We start from the raw sequence: 13388 nt of genomic DNA, 5'->3' as shown, positions 1-13388 counted from the left end.
CGTGATCGACGGGCAACACGGCGGCACAACCCCGCAACACCACCTCCTTACATTCGGTGCCAACGGTTTCCGACGAGAGGAGAGGTCCATGGTCACCCAGCGCACCGTCGTCGTGGTGGGTCACGGCATGGTCGGGCACAGGTTCGTGGAGGCGCTGCGCGCCCGCGACGAGGCGGGGGCCTGGCGGATCGTCGTCCTGGGCGAGGAGGCCGACGGCGCCTACGACCGGGTGGGGCTGTCGTCCTACGTCGGCACGTGGGACCGCTCCGAACTGGCGCTCGCGGGCAACGACTACGCCGGCGATCCGCTGGTCGAGCTGCGGCTCGGGGCGCGGGTGACCGGCATCGACCGGGCCGCGCGAACGGTGACGACGGCCGACGGCCCCGTCTCCTACGACGCCCTGGTCCTCGCGACCGGCTCGTACGCCTTCGTGCCGCCGGTACCCGGCCACGACCTGCCGGGATGCCACGTCTACCGCACCCTCGACGACCTGGACGCGATCCGCGCCGACGCCGACGCGGCGCTCGCCCGCTCGGCGGAGCCCGTCGGCATGGTGGTCGGCGGCGGCCTGCTCGGCCTGGAGGCCGCGAACGCCCTCCGCACGCTGGGCCTGCGGCCGCACGTGGTGGAGGTCAACCCGCGGCTGATGCCGCAGCAGGTCGACACCGGCGGCGGCGAGCACCTGGCGCGGATGATCGGCGACCTCGGCATCGACATCACCCTCTCGTCCGGCACCACCGACATCGCCCCCGGCCAGCACGGGCTGGCGGTGACGCTCAAGGACGAGAGCGTCGTGGACGCGGCGGTCGTGGTCTTCGCCGCGGGCGTCCGCCCGCGCGACGAGCTGGCCCGCGAGGCCGGGCTCGACCTCGCCGAGCGCGGCGGCGTCCTCACCGACCTGTCCTGCGTCACCTCGGATCCCGCGGTGTTCGCGATCGGCGAGGTCGCCGCGATCGAGGGCCGCTGCTACGGCCTCGTCGGCCCCGGCTACGCGACGGCCGAGGTGGTCGCCGACCGCCTGCTCGGCGGCGACGCCCGGTTCCCCGGCGCGGATCTGTCCACCAAGCTCAAGCTCCTCGGCGTCGACGTGGCCTCGTTCGGCGACGCCCACGGCGCCACCCCGGGCGCACTCGACGTCGTGGTCAGCGACCCGATCGGCGGCACCTACGCCAAGCTGGTGCTCTCCGACGACGCCTCGACCCTGCTCGGCGGCGTCCTGGTCGGCGACGCCTCGCAGTACGGCGTGCTGCGGCCGCTCGTCGGGTCGTCGCTGCCGGGCGACCCGGTCTCGCTCATCGCGCCCGCCGGCGGCGACTCCCCGGGCATCGGCATCGGCGCACTCCCCGATGCGGCGCAGGTCTGCTCGTGCAACGACGTCTCCAAGGGCACGCTGTGTTCGGCGATCGCCGACGGGGCGTGCACCGTCGCCGAGCTCAAGGGCTGCACGAACGCGGGCACGTCCTGCGGTTCGTGCGTGCCGCTGCTCTCGCAGCTGCTGGAGGCCGAGGGCGTCACAGTGTCGAAGTCGCTGTGCGAGCACTTCACCCAGTCCCGCGCGGAACTCTTCGAGCTGGTCCAGGCGAGCGGGATCCGCACCTTCTCGGGCCTGATCGAGCGCTTCGGGTCGGGCACGGGCTGCGACCTCTGCAAGCCGACGGTGGCATCGATCCTCGCGTCCACCAGCTCGGACCACATCCACTCCGGCGAGCAGGCGTCCCTGCAGGACAGCAACGACCACTTCCTCGCGAACATCCAGCGCAACGGCACCTACTCGGTGGTGCCGCGCATGCCGGGCGGCGACGTCACCGCCGAGCAGCTCATCGTGATCGGCGAGATCGCCCGCGACTTCGGGCTGTACACCAAGATCACCGGCGGCCAGCGGATCGACCTGTTCGGCGCCACCGTCGACCAGCTGCCGCTGATCTGGCGGCGCCTCGTGGACGCCGGCATGGAATCCGGTCAGGCCTACGGCAAGTCGCTCCGCACCGTGAAGAGCTGCGTCGGCAGCGACTGGTGCCGGTACGGCCAGCAGGACTCGGTGCAGATGGCCATCGACCTCGAGCTCCGCTACCGCGGGCTGCGGTCGCCGCACAAGATCAAGATGGGCGTCTCCGGCTGCGCCCGCGAGTGCGCGGAGGCCCGCGGCAAGGACGTCGGCGTGATCGCCACCGAGTCCGGCTGGAACCTCTACGTGGGCGGCAACGGCGGCATGACGCCGAAGCACGCGCAGCTCCTCGCGGGCGACCTGGACCGGGAGACGCTGATCCGGTACGTCGACCGGTTCCTCATGTACTACATCCGCACCGCCGACCGGTTGCAGCGGACGGCGCCGTGGGTCGAGGACCTCGGCATGGACCGCCTCCGCGAGGTCGTCATCGACGACGCGCTCGGCCTGGGCGCGGACTTCGAGGCCACCGTCGAGCGGCACGTCGACGGCTACGGCTGCGAGTGGAAGGGCGTCCTGGACGACCCCGACAAGCTCGCCCGGTTCGTCTCCTTCGTCAACGCCCCCGGCGCCCCCGATCCGACCGTCGACTTCGGCGAGAAGAACGGCCGCAAGGTGCCGATCCTGCTGGGCACCCCCACCCCGTCCATGCCCTCGAGGGAGGACCGCGCATGACCACCGCACCCTTCGACCTGCACCGCTGGACCCGCGACTGGACGGCGGCGTGCCCCGCCACCCGCCTCGAGCCGCTGCGCGGCGTCGCCGTCCTGTTGCCCGACGGGGCCCAGGTGGCCCTGTTCCGACTGGCGGACGACAGCATCCGCGCGATCGGCAACATCGACCCCATCGGCCGGGCGGCGGTGATGTCCCGCGGGATCGTCGGCGACCGGGGCGGATTCCCCGTGGTCCAGTCGCCTCTGAAGAAGCAGGCCTTCAGCTTGCTCGACGGCCGCTGCCTCGACGCTCCGGGCGTCTCGATCCCGGTGTACGACACGCGGATCTCGCTCGACGGCGTCGTCTTCGTCGCGAACTCGCCCGAGGTGCGCTTCGGCTTCCGTCCCCGTCCCCGCGCTGTGTGATCGCACCACCGCTACTCTGCTCCTGACAGCTGAAGGAGTAGGCGATGACAGGTCCCGGCGACCCTTCCGTTCGACTGCACGACCGGCGTCCCATGGCGGCCGCCGACGTCGGGTACCTCATCGGCTCGATCGCGCCCGTCATCGACGACCGCGGCCGCGCCGGTGCACCGCACGGGCGGATCAGCCCGACCGCCCTGTCCGTCGATTCCGCGGGCGCCCCGCGACTGATCGACGTCCCGGACAGCGACGAGGCGCTGTTGTACGCGGCGCCGGAGATCCACGACACGGGACTCATCACCGGCCAGTCCGAGGTGTACTCCCTCGGGAGCACCACGTACACGCTGCTGACGGGCCACCCGCCGAATCCGTACGGGTTCGCGACGGTGCGCCGGGATCGGCCCGATCTCGGACCCGGTGTCGACGGCGTCCTGCTCCAGGCGACCGCTCGGACGCCGGAGCTGAGGTTCGCGACGGCGACCGCGTTCGCCGAGGCGCTGGCGGAGGCTCTCGAGCAGCCCGTGCACGCGTCAGCGATACCGGTGCGGTCCCCGGCACCCCTGCCGGAGCCCCAGTTGGTCGTCGACGTCCCCGCACCCCCGGAGCCGCCGGCCCCGAGCCGCCCGTTCGAGATCCCCGAGGCCGCGCTGCCGATCGTCTTCCTCCTGCTGGTCGTCCTGGCCGCGGCGGGTTTCATGGCCCTGTTCCTCAGCGGATCCTGAACCGGGCATCGGATGACCGACGGCGACGACTTCGCGTCCCTGGTCCGCGCGACCGGACCGCTGCCCGCCGACCGGGTCGCCCGCGCCGTCGCGGAGGCGGCGGCCGAGGTGGACCGCCTGCTGGCCGAGGGACATCCGCACGGCCGGATCAGCCCCGCGGCGATCATCGCGCCTGCGGACGGCCGCATCGCCCTCGCCGACCCGGCCTCCCTCGGCGGCTCCCCCGACACCGGCGCGCATGCCGCACCGGAGATCTTCGCGGGCTCCCCGCCCGATGCGCGGTCCGAGGTGTTCTCGCTGGCCAGCACCGCGTACACGCTCCTCACCGGGACCGCGCCGAACTCCTTCGGCATCGCCAACGCTCGCCGGGCGCGGCCCGATCTGGGCCCGGGTCTCGAGGCCGCGCTCACGCGGGCGACCTCGCGCGACCCGGCGTTCCGATTCCAGTCCGCAGGCGATTTCGCCCGGGCGCTCGCGGAGGCCCTCGCGCCGGCACCCGATGCCGCCCCGCAGGACTCCACCGCGGAGGTGTCCCGCGCCGCCGGACGGCCGCGGCGGGTCTCCGCATCGACGCTGCTCGCCCTGGTCGCCGGCGCGCTCGCGGTGCTCAGCGCGCTGCTGTGGGGCGCGATCTTCGTCGTGCAGAACCTGTTCTGACCCCGTACCGGCCCGGCTCGGACCGGGACGGGCCGGACGGGCCGGACGGGCCGCGAGGTCAGCGCCCGACGACGGCGTCCACGCCCTTCGACGCGGCAAGTCCGGCGTGGCTGCGACGCAGGCAGGCGAGGCGCACCACCGACGGGTGCAGGCCCAGCGGTTCGGCGACCACGTCGGCGCCGGAGTCGCGCAGGCGCTGCTGGAACAGCCCCTCCGCCAACAGATACGACGCGACCGCCACCGACGGGGCACCGTCGGACCGGACGCGGGCGACGACCTCGGGGACCGAGGGGTAGCCCTCGCTCTGCTGGCTGGGCGCGGCGAAGGCGATGGACACCCGGCTCCCCACCAACGCCGACAGGGCGGCGGCCGTCCGCCGCAACTCTCCCTGCGCGTGCACGTCCCGCGTGCCGGCGGCGGCCATGACGACCGCGTCGCCGCGCTGCCACCCCGACTCCAGCAGCCGCCCGAGCATCGCGCGGGCGAGCTCCGGAGACGGGCCGAGTGCGGGCGTCACCGTGGCGGCGCGGTGGCCGGACTCGGCGACCTCACGGGGCAGGTCGTGGCGCACGTGGAAGCCGCTGGACAGGAAGGCGGGCACGACCACGGTGGGCTCGTGGTCGAGCGCGGTCAGGACCTCCGAGGGCGTCGGTCCGAGGACGTCGACGAACGCCACGCGGACCGTCTCCGCCAGTCGCGCGGACATCGCCGCGGCGAGGTCGCCGACCATCGCGACGCCGTGCTCGCTGCGGGTGCCGTGCGCCACCAGGAGGGTTCCCATGTCAGTGCTCCTCATCGATCGCGAGGCGGTAGCCCCGCTTGACCACGGTCGCCACGATCTCCTTGTGGCCCAGGCCCGATCGCAGCCGCCCGACGGCGGCCTCGACGGCGTGCGGATCGTCGCCACCGAGCGCGGCGAGGAGGTCCTCGCGGGAGACGACGGCGCCGGGCTCGCGGGAGAGCATGCGCAGCAGGACGATCGAGGTGGGCGTCAGCTCGCGCTCCTCGCCGTCGACGACCGCGCCCCGGGCGCGCAGGCCGAGGCGGTGGCCCGCGACCGGGAGGTCGGGGCGGCGCGCGGGCAGGTCCTGTTCGACCAGCCGGGCCAGGGCACCGAGGCGCATGCGTTCGGGGGTGACGGAGGCGATCCCGAGTCGGTCGAGCGGCGTCGCGGTCACCGGGCCCACGCAGTACGGCACGACCGGGCCGGTGAGCGCACCGCGGACGGCGCCGTCGAGCCCCAGTTCGGCGGCGCGCTCGAGGACCGACGCCACGGCCGGCGCGGACGTGAACGTGACGGCGTCGACGGCCGACGTGGCGATCGCCTCGACGATCCGGTCGAGGCCGGTCAGGTCGGCGGGCCGCTCCCAGCGGTAGACGGGCACCTCGACGATCTCCGCGCCGAGCGCGCGCAGCCCGTCGAGCAGGCCGGGGTTCGGGTCCCACTTGTCCGTGGCGCCGTGCAGCTGGACCGCGACGCGCTGACCGGTGAGGTCGGTGCCGGAGAGGTGGCTGAGCACCTCGGCGGAGGACTCCGACTCCGGCGACCACTCCTCGCGCAGCCCCGCGGCCCGCAGCGCGCCCGTCGCCTTCGGCCCCCGGGAGATGACCCGGCCGGCGCCGAGCGCCGCGATCAGCCGCTCCGCGAGCCCCCACCCCTCGGCCGCCTCGAGCCAGCCGCGGAAGCCGATGCCGGTGGTCGCGACCAGCAGGTCGGGTGGGGTGGCGAGGAGTTCCTCGGTCGCGGCGCGCAGCCGGTCGTCGTCGGACAGCGGGACCATCGCGATCGCGGGCGCCGCGAGCACGGCGGCGCCGCGCCGCTCGAGCAGGGTGGCCAGCTCGTCGGCGCGGCGCGCGGCCGTGATGGCCACGGTGAATCCGAGAAGGGGGCGGGCCGGCGCCTCGGTCATCGGATCGGGCTCCTTCAGTGGGACGGTCATCGGGTGTCGGCGACGGTGAGGGCATCGTCGCGCGACGTGTGCTCCAGCGTCCCATGCCCGCGCGGCGCGGGCGTACGCACGTACACCTTCCAGGTGACCACCGCGGCGAGGACGTAGAAGGCGCCGAACACCCAGAACGCGATGGTCGCGGTGCCCGAGGACTGGTACGAGGCGCGCAGGACCAGGTTGATCCCGACGCCGCCGAGGCCGCCGATCGCGCCGGCGATGCCGATCACGGCGCCGGACATCGCGCGGGAGTAGTGCGTCCGCGTCGCCTCGTCGGCGTCGAGCGAGCGGGCCTTGGCCTCGAAGATCGACGGGATCATCTTGTACACGGAGCCGTTGCCCAGGCCGCTGAGCAGGAACAGGGCGATGAAACCGAGGACGTACGCGCCCAGCACCGCGCCGGACGGGGCGCCGGAACCCGCGGTCGTGGCCGCCGCGATGAGCACACCGCCGGCGGCGATCATCCCGGCGAAGACGTACAGGGTCACCCGGCCGCCGCCGAGCCGGTCGGCGAGCTTGCCGCCGTACACCCGCGAGATCGAGCCCAGCAGCGGACCGAGGAAGGCGATCTGTGCGGCGTGCAGCGAGGCCTGCGCGGCCGTCTCGCCGCCGGCCCGGAACGTCGCCTGCAGCACCTGTCCGAAGGCGAAGGAGAAGCCGATGAAGGAGCCGAAGGTGCCGATGTACAGCAGGGAGACGATCCAGGTGTCGCGATCCTTCGTGGCGGCCCGCATCGCCGCGGTGTCGACCGTCGGGACCTGCAGGTTGTCCATGAACAACGCGGCACCGATGCCTGCCACGGCCAGCAGCACCAGGTAGACGGCGCACACCCAGTAGGGCTCGCGGTTGCCGAAGGTCGCGATGACGAGGAGCCCCACGAGCTGCACCGCCGGGACGCCGATGTTGCCGCCGCCCGCGTTGAGCCCGAGGGCCCAGCCCTTGAGCCGCTGCGGGAAGAAGGCGTTGATGTTGGTCATCGACGAGGCGAAGTTGCCGCCGCCGAATCCGGTGAGCGCGGCGCACGCGAGGTACACCCACAGCGGCTGCCCCGGGTTGGCGAGGATCACCATCGTGGCGATCACCGGGACCGCGAGGACGAAGGCGCTGAAGATCGTCCAGTTGCGCCCGCCGAAACGAGCCGTGGCCAGGGTGTACGGGATCCGCAGGCAGGAGCCGACCAGGGTGGCGGTGGCGCCGATGAGGAACTTGTCGGCCGTGCTCAGGCCGTAGACGTCCTGCGGCATGAACAGGACCATGACGGACCACAGGGACCAGACGGAGAAGCCCACGTGCTCCGCGATGACGGACCAGAGGAGGTTGCGCTTCGCGACCTTCTCCCCGCCCGACTCCCACTGCTGCCGGTTCTCCGGATCCCAGTCCGTGATCGTGTGTGATCGGCTCATGTCCAGACCTCCCGGTGCGTCGACGATCTCTCTGGCGTCGAAGGTAGGCAGGCGATGTTGCGGCGCCGGTTCCCGCGGTGTCCGCCCCGTGAACTCGACCTCACGCCACCGCACCACGCGATGTGAGGAACCGCGTACGGAATAATCGCGGCGTGATTCCGGCGACCCTGATCGCAGCCGCGACGTTCCTGCTCTGGTGCCTGCTCTCCGGGCGCATGGATCGGTGGGGCGTCTCCGCGCCGCTGGTCATGGCCATCGCCGGGGGCGCCGTGGGCATCGGCGCGCACGGCGCGATCGCCGAAGCGCTGAACACCGGGGCGGCGCAGCGGGCCGCCGAGATCATCCTCGCGGTGCTGCTGTTCGTGGACGCCACGCACGTGCGCGGATCGCTCCTCGGCCGCCACCCGCGCCTCGTCCTGCGATCGCTGCTGATCGGCATCCCCGTCGGACTGGCGCTGTCCGTTGTCGTCGGCTGGCTGCTGCTCCCCCATCTCGGTTGGTCGGTGCTGCTGCTGGTCGCGTGCGTCATCGCCCCGATCGATTTCGCCTCGGCGCCCTCGCTGCTGCGCGATCGACACGTGCCCGCGCGGGTCCGCGACGTACTGACCGTCGAATCGGGATACACGGACGGCCTGGTGACCCCCGTGTTCCTGTTCGCGCTGTACTGGGCCGGCCCGGGCCACGGCGACGACGACCCGGCCCCCGCGCTGCTGGCCGCCGCCCCGCAGGCCGCGATCGCGCTGGCGGTCGGCGCGGCGCTGGGCGCGGCGATCGCGGCGGGCGTGCAGTACACCGAGCGCGCCGGGCTCGCCTCCGAGAGCGGGCGGCGGCTCGCGATCGCCGCCACCCCGCTCCTGACGTACGCAGCCGCGGTGGGCCTCGGCGGCAACGGCTTCGTCGCCGCGTTCGTCTGCGGCATCGTCTACCGACTGCGCCGCGGCGCCGAGACGTCCGACGACGTCGGGCTCACCGACGACGTCGGCTTCCTCCTCGCCGCCGCGATGTGGTTCGTCTTCGGGTCCGTCGCCGTGGTCGGGCTGTTCGACGGCGTCGACTGGCGGACGATCGTCTTCGTCGCGGCGGCGCTGACCGTGCTCCGCGTCCTCCCGATCGCGGTCGCGATGACCGGTAGCGGGCTGCCGCGGAAGCAGGTGCTCCAGCTGGGGTGGCTCCGCCCTCGCGGTACGTCCACGATCGTCTTCGCGCTCATCGCCTTCAACACGCTGCCCGACGGCCCGGTCGCCGACCTCACGCTCACCCTCGCCGTTCTCGTCGTGCTGGGCAGCGTCGTGCTGCACACGGTCGGCGTCCCGGTGGCGATCGCCGGTCACGACCGACGGGTCCGCGGCCGGGCGTGACCGCCCGCGGCGGGGCGTGATCCCGCGCCGCCGGACGCTAGAAGTCCGGCGCCCCGCCCACCGCGGCCGGCTCGCGCCCCGCCGCCTCGCCGTCCTCCGCGAAGCCCTGCACGACGACCAGTCCGTCACGCCCCGGGCCGGCCGGCGCACCGCCGGGAGCGCCGTCCGCGCCCGGCGCTCCCGACGCCGGCGCGGCCGCCGGATCCGCGCCGACCGTCTCGAGCGGCGGCGGGGCGACCTCGCGGTACCGCTCCCCCGTGCCCACGTACTGGCTCGCGCACATCCGCAGGTTGAGCCCGATCGCGTCGGCCTTGAGGTCCAGCGAGCTGTGCCGCTGGCCGTCCGCGCCGTCGAAGGTCTCGTGCTTGAGCTCACCGTGCACGATGACCGGTCGCCCCTTCGCGATCACGGCGCGCGCGTTGCGGGCCAGCGCGCCGAAGGCCTTGACGTTGAGCCAGACCGTGCTGGTCTGCTTCCACTCGCCGTTGTCGTCCAGGTAACCGTTGTTGGCCGCCATCGTGAAGCTCAGGAAGTCGTGCCGCTGATCGCGGGCCGACTCCCGGTAGGTCAGGTCGTTCGTGACGTTCCCCGCTGCGAAAACAAGCACCCCGGGCATGGTCGCCTCCTCGTCGATTCCGCGGCCGGCGGATCCCGGCCGTCGTCGACGAGTGTCGCGCGCAGGGCCCGCCCCGGACGGCGTCCGAGGCGGGCCCTGTGGAGGAAAAACGTTACGTACGCTTAGTTGTGGATGAAGGGCGTTTTCGCGGCGTCCACGTCGCACCGCCGTGGCAGGTCACCGGGCCAGCCAGCCCGCCGCGACGAAGCCGTCGAGGTACCGCTCGATCAGTGCGTGATCGAGGCGCGGAAGGTCACCCCCACCGACGTTCTCGGAACGCACGGCCTCCCGGAACCGGTCGGCGGTCAGCGCGGTCCCCGCGCCGGCGTCGGCCGGCCGGGCGAAGGAGTGCAGCAGCGGGAGCACCGACCGGTGGCGGTCCTCCGCGGGCAGGGCGCGCAGCGCCGCCTCGAACCGCGCGAGCCACTCGTCGTAGTCCGCGATCCGCTCGATCGGCCGGTCCTCGCCGATCCAGTCGACGAAGTCGTCGAGCCCCGCGCCGCCCTCGGCGACGTTGAGCACGTGGAACGTACGGAATCCGGTACGCCCCGCGGCGCCGAGGCGGGTGATCGCCTCCGCGGTGAAGTCCACCGGCAGGCCGTCGTAGTGCGCGCGCGGCCCGCTCGGGTCGGCGGAGAACGAGGCGGGTGCGAGGCCGGTCTCGGCGATGCTCAGCAGCAGCCGTGTGAACTGGTCCACGGGGTTGTACTGGCCGCGGAATCGGCTGTGCGCCAGGATCATGTTCGAGCGGAAGACCCGCACCGGCAGGCCCGCGATTTCCGCGGCCTCGCGGAGCAGCACCTCGCCCGCCCACTTGCTCACCGCGTACCCGTTCGCGTAGGCCTCGGCACCGATCCGCCGCTCCGTACCCGCGACGCGGACGTCGTCGTCCTCCACGAGCAGGCGGCCGTCGTCCTGCGGGACCACCGCCACCGTCGAGACGTAGTCGATCGATTTGCGGCGCACGGTGAGCGCGAGCCGGGCGATCTCCGCGGTCCCGACGACGTTCGGGCCGAACAGCTGGTCGTAGGGCAGCACGTGGTTGACCATCGCGCCGCAGTGCACCACGTGGTCCACGCGGTCGCTGAGCGCGTCCCAGGTCGCGGCGCCGAGCCCCAGCGACGGCGCACCGAAGTCGCCGACGAAGACCTCCAGGTGACGCTCGGCGAGCGCCTCGAACTCCGCGATCAGCGCGGGATCCGACGTCCCGATCGCGTCGGCGAGGCGTCGGCGCGCGTCGTCGCCGTCCGCGGCGCGGACCAGCGCGACGACCGTCCCGTCGTGCGGGGCGACCCGGCGCAACCATTCGAGCAGGAGGAATCGGCCGAGGTATCCGGTCCCGCCGGTGAGCAGCACCGTCGCGGGCTCGCCGTGCGGCGCGGGGAGAGACGGGGCCGCCGCCAGCAGCGCGGGGTCGATGAAGCGGTCGAGCCGGAGGTCGGACGCGTGGGCGACCTCGGCGTCGGGACCGTGGATCGACGCGGCGGTGGGCGCCTGCACGCCGCCCGCCCGGACCTCCTCGATGTGGGCGATCACGCCGCGCAGCGTCGCGGTGGGGCCGACGATCGCCTGCACCGGAACGGGCAGGTCGTAGACCCCTTCGAGCGTCGTCGCGAGCGACAGAGCGGACAGCGAGTCGCCGCCCAGGTCGAGGAACCGGGTGTCCTCGTCGAGCTCCTCGGGCAGCACGCCGAGGGTCAGGGCCGCCGCCCGCACGACGGTCTCCGTCACGGAGCCGTCGGCGTCGAGGGCCCGCAGGCCGTCGCGGCGGCGCTCCTCGGCAGCGGCGTACAGCGCCTCCAGCTCGTCGCCGTACCGGGCGGTCAGCGCGGGACGGACGAGCTTGCCGATGCCCGAGCGCAGTCCGTTCTCCTGGGAGAAGGGCTCGCGCTCGACGATCACGTCGCGGGGAAGCTCGTACGCGGCCAGGTCCTTCTCGCGGGCGATCGCCCCGAGTCCGTCGAGCACGCGACTGCGGGCGTCCGCATCGGTCTCGCCGTCAGGGCCGGGCGCGGGGACCACGACGGCGAGGAGGTAGGAGCGCTCACTGGTGCCGTACAGGAAGATCTGGTGGACGTCGGGGCCGGCGGCGTAGGTGGCCTCGAGCTGCGCGATCGGCACGAACTCGCCCTGCGCCAGCTTGATGACGTTGCTGCGGCGGTCGACGTACTCGAGGTGGTCGGGCGCGAGCTCGGCCATGACGTCGCCAGTGCGGTAGAAGCCCTCGTCGTCGCGGATCCGCTTGTCGGAGTTGTAGTACCCCGGAATCAGCTGGGTCGACTTCACCAGGAGCTCGCCGCGCGGGTGCGGGGAGTCGGTGACGAAGTAGCCGAGTTCGGGCACGTCGATGAGCTTGTACTCGGTGACCGGCGGGCGGACGACCACGCGGTCGCGGATGACGCCGCCGGCCTCGGTGGAGCCGTAGCCGATCTGGATGTCGATGCCCAGCAGCCATTCCATGAAGGCCTGCAGCTCCGCGGACAGCGCGGCGCTGCCGCACATGGCGGCCTGCAGGCGTCCGCCGAGGACCCGGTCCCGCAGCTCGACGCGCGCGGTCTCCGTGTCGGTCTCCGCCTCGACGGCGAGGAACCTCTGGTGGATCAGCTCGCACACGCGGGGGACGAGGCCGATCGCGGTGGGGCGCGCGGCGGCGAGGTCGTCGAACAGGGTCGACATGTCGGACGCGCCGGCGAAGTAGCCGGTGCCGCCGGAGGCCAGGCCGGCGATCAGCCAGTTCCGGCCGTACATGTGACTCATGGGCAGGAAGTGCAGCAGCGATTCGGACGGCAGGTCGATGTCGACGATGCTGTCCACCTTGAGCCAGGCGTCGGAGACCAGCTGCTCGGTGTACATCGCGCCCTTCGGGGTGCCCGTGCTACCCGAGGTGTAGATCAGGGTCACGAGGGGGTCCGTGCCCGGCTCGGGCGCGAAGAACTCGGGCGCGGGCAGGGCCTCGCCCGCGAGGACGTCGGCCTCGATGCCCTCGTAGCCGGCGTGCTCACCGTCGAAGACGACGACGCGAGGCGTCGCGGAGGACTCGGCGAGGGCCTGCTCCGCGAGGCCCACCTGATCGGCGCTGACGGCGAAGATCGTCGGCCGGGTCTCGTCCAGGATGGCGGCGATCCGGGCGGCCGGGGCGCCGGCCTGCAGCGGCACGTTCGGTGCGCCGAGCAGTGTGGTCGCCAGGTCGACGGTCACGAAGTCCGCACTGGTGAAGCCCAGGATCGCGACGAAGTCCCCCGCTGCCAGCTCGCCCTGCCAGGCCGCCGCCAGCGCCGTGACCCGGCGCCAGATCGCGCCGTAGGTCACGCTCGCGTAGGGGGCGCTGGGGCCGCCCGCGCGGGTCGCGAAGGCCGGACGGTCCGCGTACCGGGCGAAGATCCGGGCGATCACCTGGGGAAGCCGCTCGGCCTGCGCGCCGGCCGGGGCGGCCGCCGCAGCGCCGCTGGTGGCGGGGTCACCGCCGTGCATCGTCTCGATCGACATCCAACACACCTCATTTCACTACGGAACTCTAACTAACTCTTTCCCTAGCTTAGCTACTGACCGGTAGGTGTGCATGTTCGACGCATCACGAGTCGAAACCTGGCCGCCGCGTCCGCGCGGTGATGGACTGGCGCTTCGTATCCCCGCTCCCCCGACGGAAGGCCGACGTGAGCTCGCGC

Annotated in this window: 10 protein-coding genes; 5 read left to right on the top strand and 5 right to left on the bottom strand. The window is 73.1% G+C overall.

What is annotated here, in order from left to right; translation table 11 throughout:
• Positions 1 to 88 precede the first annotated feature (88 nt).
• The 4 genes from nirB to WFK95_RS19615 are packed head-to-tail and all read left to right on the top strand — an operon-like array spanning position 89 to position 4400.
• Positions 89 to 2620: a nitrite reductase large subunit NirB gene (gene nirB / locus WFK95_RS19630; RefSeq protein WP_336671666.1), complete on the top strand. Its 2532-nt coding sequence runs from the start codon at positions 89 to 91 to the stop codon at positions 2618 to 2620.
• Positions 2617 to 3024, top strand: coding sequence for a nitrite reductase small subunit NirD (gene nirD, locus WFK95_RS19625; RefSeq protein ID WP_224645469.1), 408 nt, complete (start codon positions 2617 to 2619; stop codon positions 3022 to 3024). The genes nirB and nirD overlap by 4 nt, the downstream gene beginning before the upstream one ends.
• Before the next feature lie 44 nt (positions 3025 to 3068).
• Positions 3069 to 3743 carry a hypothetical protein gene (locus WFK95_RS19620; RefSeq protein WP_336671665.1) on the top strand — a complete coding sequence of 225 codons (675 nt, stop codon included), beginning with the start codon at positions 3069 to 3071 and terminating at the stop codon, positions 3741 to 3743.
• Between the two features lie 12 nt (positions 3744 to 3755).
• Positions 3756 to 4400, top strand: coding sequence for a hypothetical protein (locus WFK95_RS19615; protein WP_336671664.1), 645 nt, complete (start codon positions 3756 to 3758; stop codon positions 4398 to 4400).
• A 58-nt stretch (positions 4401 to 4458) separates the two neighbouring features.
• Here WFK95_RS19615 and WFK95_RS19610 read toward each other — a convergent pair whose 3' ends face one another.
• Genes WFK95_RS19610 through WFK95_RS19600 form a run of 3 tightly spaced genes read right to left on the bottom strand, consistent with a single transcriptional unit; the run spans position 4459 to position 7749 of the window.
• On the bottom strand, positions 4459 to 5181 hold the full coding sequence (locus WFK95_RS19610; protein WP_336671663.1) for a sirohydrochlorin chelatase: 723 nt from the start codon (positions 5179 to 5181) through the stop codon (positions 4459 to 4461).
• A 1-nt stretch (position 5182) separates the two neighbouring features.
• Positions 5183 to 6340: a uroporphyrinogen-III synthase gene (locus WFK95_RS19605; protein ID WP_336671662.1), complete on the bottom strand. Its 1158-nt coding sequence runs from the start codon at positions 6338 to 6340 to the stop codon at positions 5183 to 5185.
• Positions 6337 to 7749 carry a nitrate/nitrite transporter gene (locus WFK95_RS19600; protein ID WP_224645464.1) on the bottom strand — a complete coding sequence of 471 codons (1413 nt, stop codon included), beginning with the start codon at positions 7747 to 7749 and terminating at the stop codon, positions 6337 to 6339. Before WFK95_RS19600 ends, WFK95_RS19605 begins: the two co-directional genes overlap by 4 nt.
• Positions 7750 to 7901: 152 nt before the next feature.
• Here WFK95_RS19600 and WFK95_RS19595 point away from each other — a divergent pair, with 152 nt between their 5' ends.
• A complete protein-coding gene (locus WFK95_RS19595) occupies positions 7902 to 9107 on the top strand; it encodes a cation:proton antiporter domain-containing protein (RefSeq protein WP_336671661.1) in 1206 nt (401 codons plus the stop codon).
• 37 nt (positions 9108 to 9144) lie between these two features.
• Here WFK95_RS19595 and WFK95_RS19590 read toward each other — a convergent pair whose 3' ends face one another.
• Positions 9145 to 9723, bottom strand: coding sequence for a single-stranded DNA-binding protein (locus WFK95_RS19590; protein WP_336671660.1), 579 nt, complete (start codon positions 9721 to 9723; stop codon positions 9145 to 9147).
• Between the two features lie 177 nt (positions 9724 to 9900).
• On the bottom strand, positions 9901 to 13209 hold the full coding sequence (gene car, locus WFK95_RS19585; RefSeq protein ID WP_224645461.1) for a carboxylic acid reductase: 3309 nt from the start codon (positions 13207 to 13209) through the stop codon (positions 9901 to 9903).
• Between the last annotated feature and the right edge of the window lie 179 nt (positions 13210 to 13388).

The organism is Tsukamurella sp. USMM236 (assembly GCF_037148755.1).
In the GTDB taxonomy this organism is placed as follows: domain Bacteria; phylum Actinomycetota; class Actinomycetes; order Mycobacteriales; family Mycobacteriaceae; genus Tsukamurella.
The sequence above is the reverse complement of the archived record's forward strand: the minus strand, read 5'-3'. Positions and strand labels throughout refer to the sequence as shown.